At 65.8% G+C, this 21,951-nt stretch carries 20 protein-coding genes; 13 read left to right on the top strand and 7 right to left on the bottom strand.

Translation table 11 applies throughout. From position 1 onward, the window contains the following. Positions 1 to 3: 3 nt before the first annotated feature. A complete protein-coding gene (locus tag R3280_RS07540) occupies positions 4 to 429 on the bottom strand; it encodes a thioesterase family protein (protein ID WP_318997978.1) in 426 nt (141 codons plus the stop codon). Positions 430 to 588: 159 nt separating this feature from the next. On the opposite strand from R3280_RS07540, the gene R3280_RS07535 reads away from it, so the two are divergent. From R3280_RS07535 to R3280_RS07510, 6 genes are all read left to right on the top strand, one after another. After that, positions 589 to 2,241, top strand: a complete 1,653-nt coding sequence (locus tag R3280_RS07535; RefSeq protein WP_318997977.1) for an MBL fold metallo-hydrolase — start codon at positions 589 to 591, stop codon at positions 2,239 to 2,241. Then, positions 2,238 to 2,606, top strand: coding sequence for a DUF2784 domain-containing protein (locus R3280_RS07530; RefSeq protein ID WP_318997976.1), 369 nt, complete (start codon positions 2,238 to 2,240; stop codon positions 2,604 to 2,606). Before R3280_RS07535 ends, R3280_RS07530 begins: the two co-directional genes overlap by 4 nt. 138 nt (positions 2,607 to 2,744) lie before the next feature. Then, a complete protein-coding gene (locus tag R3280_RS07525; protein ID WP_318997975.1) occupies positions 2,745 to 3,176 on the top strand; it encodes a rubrerythrin family protein in 432 nt (143 codons plus the stop codon). Positions 3,177 to 3,361: 185 nt separating this feature from the next. Next, a complete protein-coding gene (locus R3280_RS07520; protein WP_318997974.1) occupies positions 3,362 to 4,879 on the top strand; it encodes a succinylglutamate desuccinylase/aspartoacylase family protein in 1,518 nt (505 codons plus the stop codon). Positions 4,880 to 4,919: 40 nt separating this feature from the next. Beyond that, entirely contained in the window at positions 4,920 to 5,843 is a 924-nt protein-coding gene (locus tag R3280_RS07515) for a DMT family transporter (protein ID WP_318997973.1), read from the top strand. 211 nt (positions 5,844 to 6,054) lie between these two features. Further along, positions 6,055 to 6,747 (top strand): PEP-CTERM sorting domain-containing protein, encoded by a 693-nt coding sequence (locus tag R3280_RS07510; RefSeq protein ID WP_318997972.1) that lies wholly within the window; start codon positions 6,055 to 6,057, stop codon positions 6,745 to 6,747. Here R3280_RS07510 and R3280_RS07505 read toward each other — a convergent pair. Further along, positions 6,744 to 7,691: an alpha/beta fold hydrolase gene (locus tag R3280_RS07505; protein ID WP_318997971.1), complete on the bottom strand. Its 948-nt coding sequence runs from the start codon at positions 7,689 to 7,691 to the stop codon at positions 6,744 to 6,746. The genes R3280_RS07510 and R3280_RS07505 overlap by 4 nt on opposite strands. Before the next feature lie 124 nt (positions 7,692 to 7,815). Beyond that, the gene (locus R3280_RS07500; protein ID WP_318997970.1) at positions 7,816 to 8,133 is read right to left on the bottom strand and encodes a group III truncated hemoglobin; all 318 of its coding nucleotides are present in this window, start codon (positions 8,131 to 8,133) and stop codon (positions 7,816 to 7,818) included. 226 nt (positions 8,134 to 8,359) lie between these two features. Between R3280_RS07500 and R3280_RS07495 the strand changes: the two genes are divergently transcribed. From R3280_RS07495 to R3280_RS07475, 5 genes are all read left to right on the top strand, one after another. Beyond that, the gene (locus tag R3280_RS07495; RefSeq protein WP_318997969.1) at positions 8,360 to 9,781 is read left to right on the top strand and encodes an acetyl-CoA carboxylase biotin carboxylase subunit; all 1,422 of its coding nucleotides are present in this window, start codon (positions 8,360 to 8,362) and stop codon (positions 9,779 to 9,781) included. A gap of 23 nt (positions 9,782 to 9,804) precedes the next feature. After that, complete coding sequence (gene oadA, locus R3280_RS07490; protein WP_318997968.1) at positions 9,805 to 11,601, top strand: sodium-extruding oxaloacetate decarboxylase subunit alpha; 1,797 nt, start codon at positions 9,805 to 9,807, stop codon at positions 11,599 to 11,601. A 95-nt stretch (positions 11,602 to 11,696) separates the two neighbouring features. Beyond that, positions 11,697 to 12,386, top strand: a complete 690-nt coding sequence (locus tag R3280_RS07485) for a glutathione binding-like protein (RefSeq protein WP_318997967.1) — start codon at positions 11,697 to 11,699, stop codon at positions 12,384 to 12,386. 98 nt (positions 12,387 to 12,484) lie between these two features. After that, positions 12,485 to 12,982 (top strand): thiol peroxidase, encoded by a 498-nt coding sequence (gene tpx / locus R3280_RS07480; protein WP_318997966.1) that lies wholly within the window; start codon positions 12,485 to 12,487, stop codon positions 12,980 to 12,982. 55 nt (positions 12,983 to 13,037) lie between these two features. Beyond that, positions 13,038 to 14,798 carry an ABC transporter transmembrane domain-containing protein gene (locus R3280_RS07475; protein ID WP_318997965.1) on the top strand — a complete coding sequence of 587 codons (1,761 nt, stop codon included), beginning with the start codon at positions 13,038 to 13,040 and terminating at the stop codon, positions 14,796 to 14,798. Here R3280_RS07475 and R3280_RS07470 read toward each other — a convergent pair. The 3 genes from R3280_RS07470 to R3280_RS07460 all read right to left on the bottom strand — a co-directional run bounded on the left by R3280_RS07470 (position 14,795) and on the right by R3280_RS07460 (position 17,893). Continuing rightward, positions 14,795 to 15,466 carry a dienelactone hydrolase family protein gene (locus tag R3280_RS07470; protein WP_318997964.1) on the bottom strand — a complete coding sequence of 224 codons (672 nt, stop codon included), beginning with the start codon at positions 15,464 to 15,466 and terminating at the stop codon, positions 14,795 to 14,797. The genes R3280_RS07475 and R3280_RS07470 overlap by 4 nt on opposite strands. A gap of 50 nt (positions 15,467 to 15,516) precedes the next feature. Then, positions 15,517 to 16,011 carry a superoxide dismutase family protein gene (locus R3280_RS07465; RefSeq protein WP_413468754.1) on the bottom strand — a complete coding sequence of 165 codons (495 nt, stop codon included), beginning with the start codon at positions 16,009 to 16,011 and terminating at the stop codon, positions 15,517 to 15,519. A gap of 295 nt (positions 16,012 to 16,306) precedes the next feature. Further along, entirely contained in the window at positions 16,307 to 17,893 is a 1,587-nt protein-coding gene (locus tag R3280_RS07460; RefSeq protein WP_318997962.1) for an ABC-F family ATPase, read from the bottom strand. 134 nt (positions 17,894 to 18,027) lie between these two features. On the opposite strand from R3280_RS07460, the gene R3280_RS07455 reads away from it, so the two are divergent. Next, complete coding sequence (locus tag R3280_RS07455; protein WP_318997961.1) at positions 18,028 to 19,497, top strand: DASS family sodium-coupled anion symporter; 1,470 nt, start codon at positions 18,028 to 18,030, stop codon at positions 19,495 to 19,497. 99 nt (positions 19,498 to 19,596) lie between these two features. After that, a complete protein-coding gene (locus R3280_RS07450; protein ID WP_318997960.1) occupies positions 19,597 to 20,670 on the top strand; it encodes a diguanylate cyclase in 1,074 nt (357 codons plus the stop codon). A gap of 27 nt (positions 20,671 to 20,697) precedes the next feature. On the opposite strand, the gene R3280_RS07445 is transcribed toward R3280_RS07450, so the two are convergent. Then, positions 20,698 to 21,951, bottom strand: a 1,254-nt coding sequence (locus R3280_RS07445; protein ID WP_318997959.1) for a hypothetical protein, incomplete at its 5' end; no start/stop codon positions are given.

The raw sequence follows: 21,951 nt of genomic DNA, 5'->3' as shown, positions 1-21,951 counted from the left end.
GGCTCAGGCGAAGCGGGCGCGGAAATCCTCGGGAATGGGCACCACCTGCTTGCGCAGGTAGTTGAAGAACACGAAGCCGTACTTGGCCAGGGCCACCGGCTGGCCGCTGGCGGACTTGCTGACCCGGAACACGAAATCGCCGCCGTAGCGATTGAAGTCCATCAGCCCCACCTCGAAGGTCAGCAGCTCCGGGAAGAAGGACTCGGACTGGTACATGGTGGCCAGGTCGGTAACGATGATGCCGGTGCCGTCCCGGTCGGCTTCCTGGATGCCATGGCTGACCAGGAATTGGGCCCGGGCCTCGGACAGCATGGAGATCAGGGCATCGTTGCCCAGGTGGTTGGCACCGTTGATGTCGGTGATGCGCACCGGCATCTCGGTACTGAAGGTGAACACCTCGTCAGGGAATGAGAGCTTGATTCTGGCCATGGGGATATCCTGCAGGACGGCTGGGTGTCTTGGGACAACTAACGGCCGGGATGATACCCCACCTGTACCCCCGGATTCATCCGTCCGCGCCGGGGCAGACAGGTGCCCGGCTTTTCCGCTATGTTCTGGTAACTATCCGACACCACAGGAACACGCACCATGGAGATCCGGCCCGCCGCCACCCTGGCCCTGACCCGGGACACCGCCGACGGCCTCGAGGTACTGCTGCTGCAGCGCACCTGGGACGCAGTCTTCCTGCCTGGCTTCCACGTCTTCCCTGGCGGCGCGGTGGATGCCGCCGACAACCAGTGCCGGGACTTCATGGAAGGTCACGACGACACCACCGCCAGCGCAATGCTGAATCTCGACCACGGCGGTGCCGGCTACCTGGTGGCGGCCATCCGGGAGTGCTTCGAGGAAGCCGGCATCCTGTTGGCCGTGGATGCCGACGACCGGCCGGTGCGGCCCGATCGCACCGCCGTGTTCCGGGACCGGGAGGCAGTCAGCCGGGGCGAACTCAGTGTCGCCGGGCTTTGCGAGCGCCACCATCTCAAGCTGCCGCTGGACAGGCTGGCCTACCTGAGCCACTGGATAACGCCGCCCGGGCCGCCACGGCGCTTCGATACCCGTTTCTTCGTGGCGGCGGCGCCGGCGGGCCAGGTGCCCGGCCATGACGGCGTGGAAACCATCGATCATGTCTGGCTGAGCCCGAAACAGGCGCTGGAAGACCACCGCACCGGCCGCCGGCTGTACGGCGCGCCCACCCTGAGGACCCTGCGGGTACTGGCTGGCTTCGACAACACCGAGGCCCTGATCGCCCACACCCACGCCCAACCGCCGGAGCCCTTCCCGAGCGAGCCCTGGCCGGCCCTGGATCGGGGCGACCAGCCCCGGCAGCTCGAACCGGGCGCACCGGCCTACGACGAAGTCCGCAAGCTGGACCCGCAGCGCAGCGGCAGCGCCCGCGCCGCCATCACCCCGGGCCTGGCGGTCACCCTGGCGCCGGGCGTGCAGCGGCTCACCGCCCCGAACCCCGGTGCCATGACCGGGCCCGGCACCAACAGCTACATTCTCGGCCACGGCGGCCGCTTCACGGTGATCGACCCCGGCCCCGCCGACGAGCGCCACATCGCTGCCCTGCTGGCCCTGACCGGCAGCCGCATCGAACGCATCCTGGTGACCCATACCCACCGGGACCATTCGCCGGCTGCCGGCGCCCTGCGGGAGGCCACCGGTGCCGAGCTGATGGGCATGCCGGCGCCGGACGAACCCAGCCAGGACCGCAATTTCACCCCGGACCGGACCCTGGCCCACGGCGAGGTGCTGGATACCGGCGCCGGTCGGCTAAAAGTCATCCATACCCCCGGCCATGCCTCCAATCACCTGTGCTACCTGCTGGAACCGGAACAGATGCTGTTCTCCGGTGATCACATCATGCAAGGCTCCACCGTGGTGATTAACCCGCCGGACGGCGACATGGGCGCCTACCTGCGATCCCTCGCGGACCTGCTCCAGGAGGACATCCGCTACATCGCCCCGGGCCATGGCTTCATCATGGCAAATGCCCACGCCGTCATCGACTACCTAACCAGCCACCGGCTGGCGCGGGAGCACAAGGTGGTGGAGGCACTGCGGCATCACGGCCCGGCGCGGCTGGCGGACCTCACCCCGAAGGTATACGACGATGTCTCCGCCGCCCTCCACGGCGTGGCCAGCCGCTCCCTGCTGGCCCACCTGATCAAGCTGGAGGAAGACGGCCGGGCCCGCCTGCGTGGTGAACACTGGCAGCTCAGCGACAGCACGCCGGCATGATCTGGCGGCTGGCGGCGGACGCGGTGCTGCTGTTGCACGGTCTGTTCATCCTGTTCGCGGTCTTCGGCGGGCTACTGGTTTTGTGGCGGCGCTGGCTGGTGTGGCTGCACCTGCCGGCCATGGCCTGGGCCGCCCTGGTGGTCACCATGGGCTGGGTCTGTCCGCTGACGCCGCTGGAGGTCCAGCTCCGGCAGACGGCCGGCGATGCCGGCTACAGCGGCGGCTTCATCGAGCATTACCTGGTTCTGCTGATCTACCCGCCGGGCCTGACCCGACAGCTGCAGATTCTCCTGGGTGTGGCGGTGCTGGTGATCAACCTGCTGGTCTACGGCTTACTGCTGCGGCGCCGTCAGCGGCGGCATTGAGCGCCTCTTTCCGGATCATAGGCATTACTCATGTGAGATCTCCGGGCTCTTGGCTATCGTACTTTATTGCTTGAGCGCCGATGGCGCCCTGCCGGCGTGGCGGCACCATAACAATAAAGTGATCACTGGAGTCAGCACATGAACCTGAAGGGGAGCAAGACCGAGGCCTGCCTCAAGGCCGCTTTCGCCGTCGAGGCCCAGGCCAACCGGCGTTACCTGTACTTTGCCAATATCGCGGACATCAAGGGCGCCCCGGAAACCGCCAACCTGTTCCGCAGCCTGGCGGACGGGGAATCCGGTCACGCCCTCGGCCACCTGGAATACCTGGTTAACGGTGGCGCCGGAGACCCCGAAACCGGACTGCCGGCGGACGCCATCACCGATGCCCTGGAATCGGCGCTGGCCTGCGAGACCCGGGAGTACAGCGAGATGTATCCGGACATGGCGAGAACCGCCCGGGCCGAGGGCTTCGACGAGATTGCCGACTGGTTCGAGGCGCTGATCCGGGCCGAACGCAGTCATGCCAACAAGATCGCCAGGGCCCTGGCCGCGCAACGGGACAAGGCCTGACACGGTGGCTTCCGCCAGTCCGGCGGCGCCCTGCCATTAAACTTGCGTTATACCGTTTCGTCCGGGGCTTTGCTGGCTTACCCTGTGGTCCAGATCCGGTCTCACGATCCGAGCACCATTTCTCAATGCTTTAACCGGCCGCCGGCACACGCCGCGCCGCCGGTACGGGAGATACAGACCTTTCCATGCCCAGCCCTGACCGCTTTGCCCCATACCTGATTCCGGCCCTGCTGGCTTTCACCCTCGCCCTGTTACCGGCCCCGGCCCTGGCCCAGCCGTCCGGCAGTCAGTTGGAGGAGCCCGGCGAGGACGAGAGTGTTGACGATATCGAGGCCTCGGTGCCGCGGGGCCAGGCAACTTTGCCACCACAACCGGCGCCAAGGCCGCTACCGGACTGGCGCACCGACGTGCCAGGGGCGCCCCTGGGGCCGCCAGTGATTGCCCCCAACCTTGACCTGCGGGAGGTGGCACCGGTGCCGGAGCCGATTACCACCGAGCCTGCAAGGCCGGCTGCCAACCCGGCAGAGGAACCGGCTGCGGTAACGGAACCGGCCACCGGCACAGACCCTGCGGAGCAGCCCCCGACTGCCGAAACGCCAGCGGCGAAGACCCCGGCAGCGGCGGACCTGCCGGAAAGCGATACCCTGGTGCCGCCGGCGGAGACTGGCGATACCGAAGCCCCGGCCACGGCAGACGCCGCACCCGAAGCCACTGCACCGACAGCGCCGGAGAGGGCGCCTCGGGCAACCCCGCTGCAACTGCTGGGGGCGGAGGTACTGCCGGGCACCTCCACCCGTCTGGCCTGGTCCCCCAATATCGCCATCGCCGGGCTGTCGATGCCCACCCCGGTGCTGGTGGTCAACGGCTCCCAGCCCGGCCCCTCCCTCTGCCTGACCGCCGCCATCCATGGTGACGAGCTCAACGGCATCGAGATCGTGCGCCGGGTGATGTACGACCTGGAGCCGGACAAACTTTCCGGCCGGGTGATCGGCGTGCCCATCGTCAACGTCCAGGGTTTCCAGCAGGGCTCGCGCTACCTGCCGGACCGCCGTGACCTCAACCGGCATTTCCCGGGCAGCCCCCGGGGCAGCCTGGCGGACCGAATTGCCTATTCGCTGTTCACCGACATCATCGGCCACTGCGACATGCTGGTGGACATCCATACCGGCTCCCTCAAGCGCACCAACCTGCCCCAGCTGCGGGCCGACATGAACCAGCCGGCGGTGGCGGAGTTCACCCTGGGCTTCGATGCCATGGCGGTGGTCCACAGCAGCGGCAGCGAGGGCATGCTCCGCAACGCCGCGGTGGAAGCCGGCATTGTGGCGGTGACCATGGAAGCCGGGGAATCGTTGCGGATCCAGGAGAACCAGATCAAGGCCGGGGTTCACAGCCTGACCGCCCTGATGGAGCGCCAGGGCATGATTTCGCGGCTCTTTGTCTGGGGCGAGCCGGAGCCGGTCTACTACAATTCCGAGTGGGTCCGGGCCGGCCATGGCGGCATCCTGTTCAGCCAGGTGGAGCTGGGGGACCGCATCAGCCGCGGCCAGATCCTGGGTGTGGTGGCCGACCCCATCACCAATGCCCAGCATCCCATTCGCGCCACCAGCGACGGCCGGGTCATCGGCATGGCGGTGGACCAGGTGGTGATGGCGGGCTTTGCGGCCTACCATGTCGGCTCCGAAGCAGAGACCCCGGGCGAATAACAGCCGCCCGGCATCCCCACCACCCGCAACCGGAGGCACCGTGCCCGGCAAGATACCCCGCAGCCTCTGGCTAGCCTACCTGGGCCTGGTGCTGACACCCTTGTTCTGGGCCGGTAACGCGGTGGTGGCCCGCAGCGTGGTGGACACCATCCCGCCGTTGTCGCTGTCGTTCTGGCGCTGGGTCATCGCCCTGGCCATCCTGCTGCCCATCGGCCTGCCCCAAGTGCGCCGCCAGTGGCCCCTGGTGGTGCAGCACAAATGGTCCATGCTGGCGCTGGCCACCTTCAGCGTGGGGGCCTTCAATACGCTGCTGTACCTGTCGGCGGTCACCACCAGCGCCCTCAACATCACCCTGATCAATTCCACCATCCCCATCATGGTGGCGCTGCTGGCCTGGCTGATCCTGGGGGACCGGGTGCGGCCGCCCCAGGCCCTGGGCATCGCGCTGGCGCTGGGGGGCACCCTGGTGATCATCGGCCAGGGCTCGCTGGCGACTTTCCTCCAAATGGAGGTGCAGCCCGGCGATCTGATCATGGTGGCGGCCGTGACCTGCTGGGGCCTGTTCTCTGTGCTGCTGAGACGCCAGGCGGTGCCGCTGACCCCCATTGCCCTGCTCACCGTGCAGGTGGCCCTGGGGGCCCTGGTGATCCTGCCCTTCTACCTGGTGGACCTGCTGCTGGTTTCGGGCGGCTTCAGCCTCGATACCCGGGTGATTCCGCCCCTGCTCTACGTGGCCATCTTCCCCGGCATCCTGGCCTATGCCTTCTGGAACAACGGGGTGCTCACGGTGGGGCCACCCAAGGCCGCGGTGTTCATGTACCTGACGCCGGTCTACGGCGCGCTGCTGGCCGGGGCCTTCCTGGGCGAACGCCTGAGCCTGTTCCACGTGGGCGGCGGCCTGTTGATCCTGGTGGGTCTGCTGCTGACCACCGGAATCCTGGCCCGAAGACGGCGAGAGTTGTAAACAGGCTGTGACAATGCTGTCGAATTTATTGACACATTTTTGATCAAAACGGAAATTGCGTCGATCTGCTTTACACAATCCCGCCCATTGGTTTTCAAGACTCCAATAATCACCTGAAATACCTCCGAAAACCGGATCTGGCACGGTTCCTGTTAAGAGCAGGGTCCATGGCCGAATCCGGCGCAGTCAGGGACGAACAGGAGTTTCAGGTATGAAGACGTTACAAGGCATGCTCACGGCTTTGCTGGCGGTTACCGCCCTCGCCGCCTCACCGGCCGGCGCGGCGCCGGTCACCCTGAATCTGGACTACACCGGCTTTGCGGAGGGCTACCAAACCGGCATCATCACAGACGACGGAACGTCCCAGCATGTCGCTGCCGGCCTTTTCGAGTTTAAAGTCAGCAACACCCAGGGCGACTCCCCAATTACCTGGAGCGATACCCTGCAGGCGTTCTGCATCCAGACCGACACCCTTCTCAATAAAAACCCTGTCAACTACACCCTGGCCAGCGCAACCGACCACTTCGGTGACAGTCATCAGGTGGACCTGATCGGCCAGCTCTACACCGGTTACCGGAACCAGGTGACCGACGCCACCACCAGTGCGGGTTTCCAACTGGCCCTGTGGGAGCTGGTGAACGAGTCCCAGTCATCAAAGGGCCTGACTGCTGGTGATTTCACCAGCAACCAATTCACTGGCGCCCGCGCCAAGGCAGACGAATGGCTGAGCAGCCTGGGAAGTCTCGTCAACGAATTCGAACTCTATGTGCTGACCAGCGCCAACTCCCAGGACCTGCTGGTGTTCAAGCCCACGCCTCCGGTTCGGGTGCCGGAGCCTGCCACCATTGCCCTGCTTGCGCTGGGCCTGTTGGCCATGGGACTGAGAATGCGCCAGCGCCGCTAGACAGTTTCGCGGCTCAACGACCCGGCCTGGTGCCGGGTTTTTTTGTGCCCGTTATCCGGCTGGTGCCGGACCGCAAAATCCCGGATCAGGGCCGTGATCCGCTCCGGCTGCTGGCGCTGGGCCCAATGGTTGGCCGCAACCGAGACCCGGCTGAGGTCCCGGACGTAGCGCTCCAGCCCCTCGAACACCTGGGGCCGGACAAAGGCATCCTGCTCCAGCACCACCAGCTGGCTGGGCACCGCGATACTGGCCGGCAGCGGCCGCACCGGCGGCGTGAACAGGTTCTGCTGGTAGAGTTTGAGGGTATTGAGTGTGAGCCCCCGGATGGCGGCCCGGTCCTGGCGCAGGTAGGGGTCGCCGGCGGGCACGCCACCCTGGCGCATGACCCGGCGCCACACCGGACCGCCGGCTTGACCAAACACCAGGCGGCCCAGACCGGGCAGGTTCATGGCCAGCACGTACCAGGAGTGGGCCAACTGGCCCAGCCCTGCCTTCACCGAGCGCGGGTTGCCGCTGGTGACTGCAGCGCGGAACCAGTCCAGCGCCAGCCCCATGTGGGGGCCGGACATGGCGCTCCAGGACAGGACCCGGCGGCCGTACCCGGGCTCGCTGACAAAACTCCAGCCGATGATGGAGCCCCAGTCGTGCCCCACCAGATGCACCTGGCCCTGCTCACCCCGGGTGGCGGTGATCACGGCGTCGATATCCGGCAGCAGGCGGTCGATGCGATAGGGCCGGTCTCCGCCGGGCGCGCTGCTGGCGCCGGCGCCCCGCATGTCGAAGGCAATGACATGAAAGTCGTCCGCCAGGGCTTCAAGCTGGTGCGACCAGACCCGATGGCAGTCCGGGAAGCCATGCAGGAACAGCAGGGCGGGACGACTGGGGTCGCCGGCCTCCACGATCTGGAGGGTTACGTCGTTCAGGGTCAGGCGCTGGGTTCTCATGCAACAGGTCCGGCTCAGGCGTGTGATTCGCCTAAGGTGCCTGCGTCGGGGGTTTGCGGGAATGGCCGAGCGTGCCCCGTTGCCGCCAATCCGGGCCAATCATGGTCTTTGTTTGCCGCTACATTCAGTCCGGTCTCACGCCGGCGCGGTCACGCTGGGCCAGCCAGGTTTCCAGATTGGCCATGATACGCCGGGCCAGGGTCCGGGCCCGGTCGGTATAGGGGCCGTCGAAGTTTTCGTCCAGGGTGGCCTCGAAGTGCATCAGCCAGCGCCGGAAGTGGCGTTGGGTCAGGGCTGAGCGGTCGTGGATGCGCTCGTGATGGTGGATCATGTGGCGGCTGTAGCCCCGCTGCCCCAGCAGCATCTTGCGCCAGTAGGCCTCGATCAGGGGCAGGTGCTCCTCCAGCCGGATGCCGGCCACCTCGGTGAACACCGGCGCCACCACCGGGGTCCGCCAGCAGGCGCCGGTAGAACAGCCGCACCAGGTGGTGAATGGCTTGAGGCGAATCGAGGTCCGGTTTACATTTCATGAAATCTACAAGTTTGCCAGGCCAAGGTTGCCGGTAGCATGATTAGGGGTAATGATCATCCTCCAACGATTGTGCCACGGCAGGCACCTTGGTAACGATCCCGAAAGTTCTTGCTGAATCACGCTGGAGGCTTCTGGCATGCCCATCAGGAAGGTACTCATCGCCAACCGTGGCGAAATTGCTGTCCGTATCGCCCGCGCCTGTCAGGAAATGGGCATCAAGGCGGTGGCCATCTATTCCGAGGCCGACCAGTACTCGCTGCACGTCAAGAAAGCCGACGAGGCCTACTGCATCAGCAAGGACCCGCTGTCCGGCTACCTCAACCCCCACCACATCGTGAACCTGGCGGTGGAGACCGGCTGCGACGCCCTCCATCCGGGCTACGGCTTCCTGTCCGAGAACGCCAGCCTGGCGGCCATCTGCAAGGAGCGGGGTATCCGCTTCATCGGCCCCTCGGCGGAGGTGATCCGGATGATGGGAGACAAGACCGAGGCCCGCACTACCGCGGTCAAGGCCAAGGTGCCGGTGACCCCGGGCACCGAGGGCAACCTCAAGGACGTGGAGGACGCCCTGGCCCAGGCCGGCAGAATCGGCTACCCGGTCATGCTCAAGGCCACTTCCGGTGGCGGCGGCCGGGGTATTCGCCGCTGCGACAACGACAAGGAACTGCGCCAGAACTACGAGCGGGTGATCTCCGAGGCCACCAAGGCTTTCGGCAGTGCCGAGGTGTTCCTGGAAAAGTGCATCGTCAACCCGCGCCACATCGAGGTGCAGGTGCTGGCGGACAGCCACGGTAACGTCATTCACCTTTATGAGCGGGACTGTTCCATCCAGCGCCGCAACCAGAAGCTGATCGAGCTGGCGCCCTCGCCACAGCTCACCGACCAGCAGCGGGAAACGATCGGCGAGCTGGCGGTGCGGGTGGCCAAAGGCTGCGGCTACGAGAACGCCGGCACCGTCGAGTTCCTGCTGGACGACAACGACGATTTCTACTTCATGGAGATGAACACCCGGGTCCAGGTGGAGCACACCATCACCGAGGAAATCACCGGGGTGGACATCGTCAAGGAGCAGATCCGCATCGCCGCCGGCGAGAAGCTGCGCTACCGCCAGGACGAAATCAGCTACCGGGGTTTCGCCGCCCAGTTCCGCATCAACGCCGAGGACCCCAAGAACGGCTTTCTGCCCAGCTTTGGCCGCATCAGCCGCTACTACTCCGCCGGCGGGCCCGGAGTGCGTACCGACGCCAACATGTACACCGGCTACGAGATACCGCCCCACTATGACTCCATGTGCGCCAAGCTGATTGTCTGGGCGATGGACTGGGAGGAGCTGCTGGCCCGGGGTGGCCGGGCGCTGAACGACATGGCCATCTATGGGGTGCGCACCACCATCCCCTATTACCAGAAGATCCTGCAGCACCCGGACTTCCGGGCCGCCCGCTTCAACACCAGTTTTGTCGAAACACACCCGGAACTGCTCGAGTACAGCCTCAAGTCCCGGCCGCAATCCATCGCCACCGCCATCGCCGCAGCCATTGCGGCCCAGGCCGGGCTGTAACAGGGAATCGGGGAGAATACCTCATGGCCAAACGCAAGATTCACATCACCGACGTCATCCTCCGGGATGCCCACCAGTCCCTGATCGCCACCCGCATGCGCACCGAGGACATGCTGCCAGCCTGCGAATGGCTGGATGCCGCCGGCTACTGGTCATTGGAATGCTGGGGTGGCGCCACCTTTGACGCCTGCGTGCGCTTCCTCAAGGAAGACCCCTGGACCCGCCTGCGGCAGCTGAAACAGGCGCTGCCCAACACCCGGCTGCAGATGCTGCTGCGGGGCCAGAACCTGCTGGGCTACCGCCACTATGCCGACGACGTGGTGGAGGCCTTCTGCCAGAAGGCCGCCGACAACGGCATCGATGTCTTCCGCATCTTCGATGCCCTCAACGACGTCCGCAACCTGGAAACCAGCATCAAGGCGGTCAGGAAGGCCGGCAAGCACGCCCAGGGTACCCTGTGCTACACCGTCAGCCCGGTGCATAGCACCCAGACTTTCCTGGACCAGGCCAGTGCCATGGTGGACATGGGCATCGACAGCATCGCCATCAAGGACATGGCCGGCCTGCTGACACCCGCCGCCGCCTCCGAGCTGGTGGGCGCCCTCAAGAAACAGTTCAAGCTGCCGGTGTTCCTGCACACCCACTACACCTCCGGCATGGCCACCATGTGCCACTGGGCCGCCATAGATGCCGGTGTGGACCACATCGACACCGCGATTTCCGCCTTCGCCGGCGGCACCAGCCATCCGCCCACCGAATCCCTGGTGGCGGCCCTGCACGATGCCGGCTACGAGACCGGCCTCGACCTGGAGCTGCTGGAGCGAATCACCCAGCACTTCCGCGAGGTGCGCAAGAAGTACCACCAGTTCGAGAGCGACTACAACGGCGTCGACACCGCGGTGCTGCTGTCCCAGGTGCCTGGCGGCATGATGTCCAACCTGGCCAACCAGCTGCGGGAACAGGGCGCCCTGGACCGCATTCGCGACGTCTTCGCCGAGATCCCCAAGGTGCGCAAGGACCTGGGCTATCCGCCGCTGGTGACCCCCACCTCCCAGATCGTCGGCACCCAGGCGGTGATCAACGTGCTGGCGGGCAAGCGCTATGACACCATCACCAACGAGGTGAAGAAATACCTCCAGGGCTGGTACGGCAAGGCCCCGGGCAAAGTCGACCCGAACCTGCAGCGCCGCGCCGTGGGCAAGGAGGAGCTGATCGACGAGCGCCCGGCCAACCTGCTCGCCAACGAATTCCACAAGCTCCGTGAGCAGATCGGCGACCTGGCCGAGAGCGAGGAGGACGTGCTCACCTACGCCATGTTCCCCGACCAGGCCAAGACCTACCTGGAGCAGCGCCAGGCCGGCACCCTCCAGCCCGAGCCGCTGGAGCCCATGCCCACCGGCAAGACCGGCGGCGGCATCTCCACCGAGTTCAAGATCACCGTCCACGGCGAGACCTACGACATCCACGTCACCGGCGCCAGCCCCACCAGCGACACCGAGCGGCGCTTCTACATGACCGTGGACGGCGTGCCCGAGGAAATCTCCCTGGAATCCCTCGGTGAGTTCCAGAAGGACAGCAGCGGTGGCCGGCGCGGCAAGGCCAGCAAGGAGGGCCACGTCACCACCACCATGCCCGGCAACATCGTCGATGTACTGGTGGAGGAGGGGGCCGAGGTCAGCGCCGGCGATCCGGTACTGATCATCGAGGCCATGAAGATGGAAACCGAGGTCAAGGCGGCCACCGGTGGCAAGGTCACCGCCGTGCACATCAAGAAAGGCGACCGGGTGACGCCCGGCGAGATCCTGGTGGAAATCGAATAAGCCCTGCGGACCGGGGCCTCGTGTGTCTGGTCCGCTAACCTGTACACTGACCGCGCCGCACAGATTCCGGACACTTGCAAAACGGGAGCCGCGCAATGATCGATCTTTACTACTGGACCACCCCCAACGGCCACAAGATCACCATCTTTCTCGAGGAAACCGGCCTCGAGTACACCATCAAGCCGGTCAATATCGGTGAGGGCCAGCAGTTCGACAAGGCCTTCCTGGCAATCTCACCCAACAACACGATCCCCGCCATCGTGGACCAGCGCCCGGATGACGGTGGCAAGCCGCTGTCGGTGTTCGAGTCCGGTGCCATCCTGGAATACCTGGCGGAGAAGACCGGCCAGCTGATGCCGGCGGACCTGCGCCAGCGCTGGCAGGCGATCCAGTGGCTGCACTGGCAGATGGGCGGCTTCGGCCCCATGTTGGGCCAGAACCACCATTTCCGGCAGTACGCCCCGGAAAAACTGCCCTACGCCATCGAGCGCTATGAAAAGGAAGCCGAGCGCCTGTACGGCGTCCTCGACGACCAGTTGAAGGGAAGGGACTACATCGCCGGCGATTACTCCATCGCCGATATCGCCACCTATCCCTGGGCCAAGCTCCACGACCGCCAGGGTGTGGACACCGCCGACCTGCCCAACGTCCGCCGCTGGCTCGACACCATGGCCGCCCGGCCAGCGGTGCAGCGGGCCTACGAGAAGGCCGACAGGATCAACACCGGCCCCACCGTCAACGACAAGAGCAAATCCGTGCTCTTCGGCCAGGGCCGGCGCAAGTAGGCAGATATTAACAACCTGCGTTGCTCCGTTACTGGGCCAGGCTGTCCCGGCCGGCGTACTATGGAGCTTTGTCACTTACATTTGCGAGGACACCCAGCATGGCAACCATTACCCGTCGCGGCACCCCCGTGCACACCGCCGGTGATCTGCCGGCCACCGGCCAGCCCGCTCCCGAGGCGCGCTTCACCCAGAACGACCTGAGCGAACTGGCGCTGTCGGACCTGAAGGGTCAGCGTGTCATTCTCAACATCTACCCCAGCATCGACACCCCCACCTGCGCCAAATCCACCCGCCGTTTCAACGAGGAGGCCGCGGCTCTGCCCGGCACCCGGGTGCTCTGTGTCTCCGCCGACCTGCCCTTCGCCCAGGCGCGGTTCTGCGGCGCCGAGGGCCTGGAGCGGGTGATCACCGTGTCCACCTTCCGCAACCCCGAGTTCGGCAAGACCTATGGCGTGGAGATGCTCGACGGCCCCCTCAAGGGCCTGCTGTCCCGGGCCATCGTGGTGATCGACGAGAGCGGCACCGTGGTCCATACCGAGCAGGTGCCGGAGATTGCCCAGGAGCCGGATTACCAGGCCGCCCTGGCTGCGCTCTGAGCGACAGCCCTCTGAGACCCTCTGCCAGGGCCGTAATCGGCCACCGGACCCCATCATGACCGCGGCATCCCAGACCGACCGGCGCAAGGCATGGGCGCTGGCCCGCCACTTCATTGCGCCCTACCGCAAGGCAGTGGCCGGGGCCCTGCTGGCGCTGATGTTCACCGCCGGCATCACCCTGTCGCTGGGCCAGGGCATCCGGCTGCTGGTGGACCAGGGCTTTGTCACCGGCTCGCCGGAGCTGCTGAACCAGACCGTGATGCTGTTCTTCGTGCTGGTGACAGCCTTGGCGGCGGGCACCTTCGTGCGCTTCTACCTGGTGTCCTGGATCGGCGAACGGGTGGTGGCGGACATCCGCAAGCAGGTGTTCAACCATCTGATCAGCCTGCATCCGGGCTTCTTCGAAACCAACCGGGGGCTGGAAATCCAGTCCCGGCTCACCACCGACACCACCGTGCTGCAATCGGTGATCGGCTCCACCGTCTCGGTAGCGCTGCGCAACTTGGTGATGCTGATCGGCGGCGTGATCCTGCTGTTCGTCACCAACGTCAAGCTGTCGCTGATCGTGCTGCTGGCGGTACCGCTGGTGGTAGCCCCAATCCTGATCTTCGGCCGGCGGGTACGGCGGCTGTCGCGCCAGAGCCAGGACCGGGTGGCGGACGTGGGCAGCTACGTCGGCGAGATCCTGGGCCAGATCAAGACCGTGCAGGCCTACAATCATCAGCCCCAGGACCAAGCGCGTTTCGCGACCGTGGTGGAGGAGGCGTTCGCGGTGGCGCGCCAGCGCATCCGCCAGCGGGCCTGGCTGATCGCGGTGGTGATTCTGCTGATCCTGGGAGCGGTGGGGGTGATGTTCTGGGTGGGCGGTCTGGATGTGATCGCCGGCCGGATTTCCGGCGGCGAGCTGGCGGCCTTCGTGTTCTACAGCCTGATCGTGGGCTCCTCGGTGGGCTCACTGAGCGAGGTGATCGGCGAGCTGCAGCGGGCCGCCGGGGCCGCGGCCCGCATCGTGGAACTGTTGCGCACCGAGAGCCACATCACCGCGCCCAGCGAAAACCGGGAGACCCTGCCGGCGCTGGTGACCGGTGACCTGCGGCTCCAGGGGGTCAGCTTTGCCTACCCCGGCCGACCGGATGTCACCGTGATCGACGATTTCACCCTGGCGGTGCGGCCCGGCGAGACCCTCGCCCTGGTGGGTCCGTCCGGGGCCGGCAAGTCCACCCTGTTCGACCTGCTACTGCGTTTCTTCGACCCTCAGCAGGGTCGGATCAGCCTGGATGGCCACGACATCCGCCGGCTCGACCCGGATGACCTGCGGCGCTGCTTCGCGCTGGTATCCCAGACGCCTGCGCTGTTCTTCGGCACCATTGCCGACAACATCCGGTATGGTCGCCCGGAGGCGAGCCTGGAGCAGGTGCGGGAAGCAGCCGCCATCGCCCACGCCGACGAATTCATTGGCCGGCTGCCCCAGGGCTACGACACCCGCCTGGGGGATGCCGGCCAGGGTCTGTCCGGCGGTCAGCGCCAGCGCCTGGCTATTGCCCGGGCGCTGCTCACCGATGCCCCCATCCTGCTGCTGGACGAGGCCACCAGTGCCCTGGACGCCCAGAGTGAGCACCTGATCCAGCAGGCCATGCCCAAGCTGATGGCGGACCGCACCACCCTGGTGATCGCCCACCGGCTGGCCACGGTCCAGCATGCCGACCGGATTGCAGTGATCAATCAGGGCCGGCTCCAGGCCCTCGGCAGCCACCGCGAACTGATCGCCGGCGACCCGCTCTACGCGCGGCTGGCGGAGCTGCAGTTCCAGACCTAAAGCCCGCGGAACTTCTCCACGAACCAGTTGCCCGCCAGCGCCGACACCTGGTCCAGCTTGCCGGGCTCCTCGAACAGGTGGGTGGCGCCAGGCACGATCTCGGTGCTGACCTCGCAGTTCATCTGGTCGGCCGCATCCCGGTTCATGCCGATGACCGGTTCATCGTCACCGCCAACGATCATCAGTGTCGGCGCCTTGACCCGGGCCAGTGCCTCACCGGCCAGGTCCGGCCGGCCGCCGCGGGACACCACGGCGTGCACCCGGGCCGGGCGCTCGGCGGCAGCAATCAGAGCCGCCGCCGCACCGGTGCTGGAGCCGAACAGGCCGATGGCCTGATCCTTCAGCTCGTCCTGCTGGGGGATCCAGTCCACGGCGCCGACCAGCCGGCCGGCCAGCATGGGAATGTCGAACCGAAGCTCGCGGGTTCGCATGTCCTCCCGCTCCTCGTCCTCGGTCAGCAGGTCCAGCAGCACCGTGGCTAGGCCCCGCCTGACCAGGGCGTTGGCCACCTGCCGGTTGCGGGAACTCTTGCGGCTGCTGCCACTGCCGTGGGCGAAGAGTACAACACCCTTCAGATGGCCGTGCGGCAGGGTCAGGTCGGCGTTGAGCCGGACCTGATCGCTGCCGATGGAAACGGGACGGGAGCTGCCTTTAGTCTGAGTTGCCATAACTGCCTCCTTGCTCCCTGGTGGCTTTTACGGTCATGCCCGACTCAATGCTAGCGCTGCTCTATCACTCCGCAGGCAACACGGGCACCGCCGCCACCCAGGGCTTCGGGCTTGTCGGAGTAGTTGTCGCCGCCCTTGTGGATGATCAGGGCGCGACCGTTGAGGTCGCCGAATTCAAGACGCGGCGCCAGCACCGGCACCGTGGCCTCGCCTTGCTCGTTGACATAGAGCGCCGGCAGATCCCCCAGGTGACCGACCTTGTAGGGACCGTTGTGGCTGCCATCGTTGGGGTTGTAGTGACCGCCGGCAGCACCGCCGGGAGTGACTTTGCCGTCTTTCTCGGTCGGTCCGCAGTCGGGGTTCTGGTGCAGGTGGAAGCCATGGATGCCGGTGCTCAGACCCTTCAGGTCCGGAGTGAAGAGTACGCCGTAGGGGGTGCGGTGGGCGATGATGGTGCCCATCTCCTTACCGGTGCCCTTTTCAGTCAGGGCATGCATGGTGACCTGCCGTTCGTCGGTGATGCCATTGATGATGGCGGCCTGCATGGAGCGGGGACCGGGGGGAATCAGATCCACCTCCTTGTCCTGCATGTCTTTCTTGTTATGGGTGTCGGCGGCGGCCATACCCGGGATGAGGCTGGAGAGAGCGAGTACGGCAAGGAATTGGGTGATCCGGTTCATCGGACGATCTCCTGTGCATACTGTGCAAATGAAGTGAGTGGCGCAATGCCACTACCCTACAGATAACACCATGGATCGTTTCCCGGCAAATCCAACCCCGGGCGCCGGGTCGGCCGCGTTTCAGCGGTTGTGGGGCGCCGGGGCGGTTTTCGGTAAGGACTTAGAACACGCCCTGACTGCGGAGGTAATCGTCGTAGCTGCCGCTGAAGTCGGTGACGCCATCGGCCCGCAGCTCGATGATGCGGGTGGCCAGGGAGGACACGAACTCCCGGTCGTGGCTGACAAAGATCAGCGTGCCCGGGTAGTTCTCCAGCGCGAGGTTGAGGGCCTCGATGGACTCCATGTCCAGGTGGTTGGTGGGCTCGTCCATCAGCAGCACATTCGGCTTCTGCAGAATCAGCTTGCCGAACAGCATGCGGCCCTGCTCGCCACCGGAGATCACCTTGACCGACTTGGCGATGTCGTCACCGGAGAACAGCATGCGCCCGAGGGTGCCCCGTACCAGCTGCTCGCCGCCCTGGGTCCACTGGGCCATCCAGTCGCTGAGGTTCACATCCTCGGCGAAATCGGCAGTGTGATCCTGGGCGAAATAGCCCACCTCGGCGCTGTCGGTCCACTTCACCTCGCCGGAATCCGGTGCCAGCTTGCCGGCCATGCACTGCAGCAGGGTGGTCTTGCCGATGCCGTTGGGACCGATGATGGCCACCCGTTCGCCGGCCTCGACCTGGATATTCAGCTTCGACAGCACGCACTGTTCGCCGAACCCCTTGTACAGGTCCCGCAGGGTGACCGCCTGGCGATGCAGCTTCTTGTTCTGCTCGAAGCGGATGAACGGGCTGACCCGGCTGGAGGGCTTGACCTCCTCGAGCTGGATCTTGTCGATCTGGCGGGCCCGGGAGGTGGCCTGCTTGGCCTTGGAGGCGTTGGCGGAGAAGCGGCTGACGAACTGCTGCAACTCGGCGATCTGGGCCTTCTTCTTGGCGTTGTCCGACAGCATGCGCTCGCGGGCCTGGGTGGCAGCGGTCATGTACTCGTCGTAGTTGCCCGGGAACAGCCGCAACTCGCCGTAGTCCAGGTCCGCCATGTGGGTGCAGACGCTGTTCAGGAAGTGGCGGTCGTGGGAGATGATCACCATGGTGCTGTTGCGGGTGGTGAGAATCCCCTCCAGCCAGCGGATGGTGTTGATGTCCAGGTGGTTGGTGGGCTCGTCCAGCAGCAGCACGTCCGGGTCGGAGAACAGCGCCTGGGCCAGCAGCACCCGCAGCTTCCAGCCCGGCGCCAGGGCGCTCATGGGGCCGTTGTGCTGCTCCAGCGGAATCTCCAGGCCCAGCAGCAGTTCGCCGGCGCGGGCCTCGGCGGTGTAACCGTCCATTTCGGCGAACTGGACCTCCAAGTCCGCCACCGCCATGCCGTCCTCCTCGCTCATCTCGGCCTGGCCGTAGATGCGGTCGCGCTCCGCCTTGACCCGCCAGAGCTCCTCGTGCCCCATGATGACGGTATCGATCACGGTGCAGTTCTCGTAGGCGAACTGGTCCTGGCGCAGCTTGCCCAGGCGGGCGTTGGGCTCCTTCATGACCTGGCCGGCGGAGGCTTCGAGCTCGCCGCCCAGGATCTTCATGAAGGTGGATTTGCCGCAGCCATTGGCACCGATCAGGCCATAGCGGTTGCCACGACCGAATTTGACGGATACGTTTTCAAACAGGGGCTTGGCCCCGAACTGCATGGTGATATTGGCGGTGGAAAGCAAGGAAACAGACCTGTCGAAGTGGGACGCCGGCGGGCGGCGACCGTGAAAAAGCGCGATTGTACAGATTTAAACCAGTCAGTGGCAGTCGAGGGCCGCAAAACCACGTAAGGAAATACCATAAGGAGGCTGAAACCATGGCCGACGCCGACAACAGCAAGCCGGATTCCAGCCAGCGCCCGGCCCGGGCCCAGACCATCGGGCTGGTGCTGGGGCCACTCTTCCTGCTGGCCACCCTGGTGCTGCCGGCGCCGGTGGACATGAGCCCCGAGGCCTGGGCGACCCTGGGCATGATGCTGCTGATGGCCACCTGGTGGGCTACCGAGGCCATCCCCATCCCCGCCACCGCGCTGCTGCCCATCGTGCTGATCCCGGCCCTGGGCATCGACTCCATCAAGGCCGCCACCACCCCCTACGCCAACCCGCTGATCTTCCTGTTCCTGGGTGGGTTTACCATCGGTCTGGCCATGCAGCGATGGAACCTTCACAAGCGCATCGCCCTGGCCACCCTGCTGGCGGTCGGCAGTGCGCCCCGGCGCCAGATCGCCGGCTTCATGCTGGCCACCGCCTTCCTCAGCATGTGGGTCAGCAACACCGCCACCAGCATCATGATGCTGCCCATCGGGGTGTCGGTGATCAATCTGGTGGCGGACAACGACAGTGACGACGCCCGCCGGTTCGCGGTGGCGCTGCTGCTGGCCATTGCCTATTCCGCCAGCGTCGGCGGCATTGCCACCCTGATAGGCACACCGCCGAACGCCCTGCTGGCGGGCTACCTGGCGGACAACCACGACATCACCGTGGGCTTTGCCCAGTGGATGCTGCTGGGGGTGCCGGTGTCGGCGGTGATGCTGGTGCTGATCTGGTGGTGGCTGACCCGCTCCGGCTTCGATCTGGGGGATACCGGCGACAGCGGCGACCTGATCCGTGACAAGTTCCGCGACCTGGGGCCGCTGAGCCGCGGCGAGAAGCGGGTGGCGCTGGTGTTCATCGTCACCGCCGCGGCCTGGATCTTTCGGCCCCTGCTGTCTGACGCCCTGTTGCCCTGGCTCAATGACACCATCATCGCCATCGCCGCCGCCATCGCCCTGTTCCTGATACCGGTGGACCGCAGCCGCGGCCAGTATGTGATGAACTGGGAGGCCACCAGCGACATGCCCTGGGGCGTCCTGCTGCTGTTCGGCGGCGGCCTGTCCATGGCCGGTGCGGTGAGTGGCTCGGGTCTGGCGGAGTGGATCGCCGAGAGCCTGTCGGTGATCGGGGTGGTGCCGGTGCTGCTGATGGTGGCCCTGGTGGCCACGGTGATCATTTTCCTGACCGAGGTCAGCAGTAACACTGCCACCACCGCCGCCTTCCTGCCGCTGATGGGTGCGCTGGCGGTGTCCCAGGGCCTGGCGCCGGAGCTGCTGGCCGTGCCCGCCGCCATCGCCGCCAGCTGCGCCTTTATGATGCCGGTGGCCACGCCGCCCAACGCCATCGTGTTCGCCAGCGGTCACATGAAGATCGGCAACATGATCCGCGCCGGCTTCGTGCTCAACCTGGCGGGCATTGTCGTGGTCACCCTGATGGGCTATGTCCTGATGGGCTGGGTGTTCGGACTGGGCTGACCGGCCAGACCTGCGTTTCGTCTACAGGTTTACAGAAAAGGGTTTGGGGTCTAACTATATCAGTGTGCATTCAACCCAGGGCCGGAACCGTAACCGCTGATGTCCAGTATTCCCCACCCGGCTGAGCGCGAGCGCCGGCCGCAGTTCTGGCGTGTGGCTCAGCGCTGCTGCCAGCTTGCAGCCACGGTTGATGTGGCTTTCTTCTTTATTTTCCACTACCTGGGCTCCCCCATCCTGGCGTGGGTGAACGTCATCAGCGTGAGTATGTATGTGGTCGCCTACTACGCCCTCAAGCGCCGCCGCAACCGCCTTGCCATTGCGCTGATCTGGACCGAGGTGATTGCCCACGCCGCCCTGGGGCTGATTCTGATCGGTTGGGAAAGCGGCTTTCACTATTATCTGCTGATGTTCATCCCGGCGCTGTTTGCCAGTATGCCAACCCGGCGGGCCTGTGTGGCGGCGGGTCTGCTCTGGCTTTTTTACGTCGGGCTGGATGTAGGCCTGTGGTTTGGCGCGCCATTGCAGCCTATCTCGGACCAGGCCCTGCTGGGTGTGCATCTGTTCAACCTGACCGTGGTTTTCGCCATGTTCGGCTACCTGTCTTTCTTCTATGTACGGGCGGTGATCGTTGCCCACCGCAAGCTGCGCCGCCTGGCCACCACCGACGCCCTCACCGGCCTGTTCAACCGGGGGCATATGGTGGAGCTGGCGGAAAAGGAAGTGGCGCGGGCGCGCCGGCACGGCTCGGCCTTGACCTTCCTGCTGCTGGATATCGACTATTTCAAGACGATCAATGACGACTACGGCCACCAGGTAGGCGACGAAGTGCTGGTCCATGTGGCGCAGACCCTGCTGGCCCAGGTCCGGGATGAAGACCTGGTGAGCCGCTGGGGTGGTGAGGAGTTCCTGATCATGCTGCCGGGTACCGAGCTGGCAAAGGGGCTCCAGACCGCCGAGCGGCTCCGCCAGAGCCTCGGTGAACGGCCCTGGCGCGACGGCAGGCTGGCGGTACGGCTGAGCGCCAGCATTGGCCTGAGCCAATACCTCGACGGCGAATCCCTGAGCGACTGCATTGCCCGGGCAGACAACGCCCTCTACGCCGGCAAGGAGGGTGGACGCAATCGCGTGGAGGTGGCTGCAGCCACCCGGCTAAAACCGGCGGTGCCGGCCTGAGCGACGCGCGCCCGGCCCAGTGCGCCTTCAGAAGGTGGTTGGCAGTACCCGCCCCAGCTTTTCCCGGCCCAGGCGCTGCTCGAAGTGGTCCCCCCGCCACACCGGCTGGCCGGCGATCATTACCAGCGGCACCACGCCGTCGGAGCGGTTGACCAGCTGCTCGTGCTGGAACTCGTCCCGGTAGATGCGCTGGACACTGGCGTCGGGGTCAAAGTTCTGCAGCTGCTCCGGGTCCACCAGGATCACATCGGCCGGGTCACCAATCTCGATGCGCCCACCCTTGACCCCGAACACCTCCGCCGGGTCGCGAGTCAGCCGGCGTACCATGTAGGCCACATCGGCATCACCGCCTTCCGCCGCCAGCCGCAGGGCCCGCAGGTTGCCATCGTAGAAGGCCATGTTGGTGAGGTGGGCGCCACTGTCGTTGAAGCCGGGCAACAGCTGCGGGTCCATCAGCAGGCGGCGCACCGTGGCCGGCTCGCGGTTGGCGGAGACGGTGTACCACTTGATGTCCAGATCGAAGGCCCGCAGCATCGCCAGCACGAAGTCGGCCTCGTCCGCCACCTCGCTGAAGTACCCGGAGACGATTTCCCGCTCCTTTTCGGAATCCGGGATGGCGTCGCCGGCGTTCAGCGCCCGAACCCGCCTGAAGAGTTCGGCAAAGGTCTGGCCCTGCCAGGCGGCCAGCGGGCAGATGTCCACCGTCATGTCCGCCAGGGTCCGGTTGAAGGCGTAGTCCTCCAGGCGTAGCAGACGCTTGAGCCGGGCCAGGCCGAAGCCCCGTTTGCCGGTCAGCCACATGGCCCGGAAGCGGGCGATGTAGTCCGGGTCCCGCAGCAGGGCCTGGCGGCCCTCCCGGTCCTCCAGTTCTTTCTCGTTCAGTGCCCGCAATTCGGCGATCTCCTCCGCCAGGGGCGTGATGGCGCCGTCGGACCAGGTCTTGAAGGGTGCCGCCAGGGCCTGCAGGTGGAACTGGCCGCCGATCAGCCGGCTGTTCAGCACCCGGGCCAACAGCCTGGCCAGGCGCACGATCTTGCGGTTGCTGTGTACATCCAGGGCCGCCACCACCGTGGTTTTCAGGGGCTCGCCGTGGAACCGGCCGGACGTGAGCAGGAAGGTCCGGATGGTGCCCACCGTGCTGTCCTTCGGCGGGGTCGCCTGCCAGGTGGCACCGCGGCGGCGCACCACGTTGGTCAAGCGCTTGATCTCGTCGTAGCCGGCAAACTGGGTGGGAATGGTCTTGTGGACGTTGGGCTGGTTGGCCAGGTAATGGAACGGCAG

Source organism: Marinobacter sp. (genome assembly GCF_033722195.1).
Classification (GTDB): Bacteria; Pseudomonadota; Gammaproteobacteria; order Pseudomonadales; family Oleiphilaceae; genus Marinobacter.
Note: the sequence above shows the minus strand (reverse complement) of the source record. Positions and strands in the feature narration are given on the sequence as shown.

What these genes read in the sequence shown, in the direction of transcription:
- R3280_RS07540 (WP_318997978.1), bottom strand. Translation starts at nt 429, where the DNA reads ATGGCCAGAATCAAGCTCTCATTCCCTGACGAGGTGTTCACCTTCAGT.
- R3280_RS07525 (WP_318997975.1), top strand. Translation starts at nt 2,745, where the DNA reads ATGAACCTGAAGGGGAGCAAGACCGAGGCCTGCCTCAAGGCCGCTTTC.
- R3280_RS07530 (WP_318997976.1), top strand. Translation starts at nt 2,238, where the DNA reads ATGATCTGGCGGCTGGCGGCGGACGCGGTGCTGCTGTTGCACGGTCTG.
- R3280_RS07475 (WP_318997965.1), top strand. Translation starts at nt 13,038, where the DNA reads ATGACCGCGGCATCCCAGACCGACCGGCGCAAGGCATGGGCGCTGGCC.
- oadA (WP_318997968.1), top strand. Translation starts at nt 9,805, where the DNA reads ATGGCCAAACGCAAGATTCACATCACCGACGTCATCCTCCGGGATGCC.
- R3280_RS07470 (WP_318997964.1), bottom strand. Translation starts at nt 15,466, where the DNA reads ATGGCAACTCAGACTAAAGGCAGCTCCCGTCCCGTTTCCATCGGCAGC.
- R3280_RS07465 (WP_413468754.1), bottom strand. Translation starts at nt 16,011, where the DNA reads ATGCAGGCCGCCATCATCAATGGCATCACCGACGAACGGCAGGTCACC.
- R3280_RS07535 (WP_318997977.1), top strand. Translation starts at nt 589, where the DNA reads ATGGAGATCCGGCCCGCCGCCACCCTGGCCCTGACCCGGGACACCGCC.
- tpx (WP_318997966.1), top strand. Translation starts at nt 12,485, where the DNA reads ATGGCAACCATTACCCGTCGCGGCACCCCCGTGCACACCGCCGGTGAT.
- R3280_RS07505 (WP_318997971.1), bottom strand. Translation starts at nt 7,691, where the DNA reads ATGAGAACCCAGCGCCTGACCCTGAACGACGTAACCCTCCAGATCGTG.
- R3280_RS07450 (WP_318997960.1), top strand. Translation starts at nt 19,597, where the DNA reads ATGTCCAGTATTCCCCACCCGGCTGAGCGCGAGCGCCGGCCGCAGTTC.
- R3280_RS07485 (WP_318997967.1), top strand. Translation starts at nt 11,697, where the DNA reads ATGATCGATCTTTACTACTGGACCACCCCCAACGGCCACAAGATCACC.
- R3280_RS07520 (WP_318997974.1), top strand. Translation starts at nt 3,362, where the DNA reads ATGCCCAGCCCTGACCGCTTTGCCCCATACCTGATTCCGGCCCTGCTG.
- R3280_RS07510 (WP_318997972.1), top strand. Translation starts at nt 6,055, where the DNA reads ATGAAGACGTTACAAGGCATGCTCACGGCTTTGCTGGCGGTTACCGCC.
- R3280_RS07495 (WP_318997969.1), top strand. Translation starts at nt 8,360, where the DNA reads ATGCCCATCAGGAAGGTACTCATCGCCAACCGTGGCGAAATTGCTGTC.
- R3280_RS07455 (WP_318997961.1), top strand. Translation starts at nt 18,028, where the DNA reads ATGGCCGACGCCGACAACAGCAAGCCGGATTCCAGCCAGCGCCCGGCC.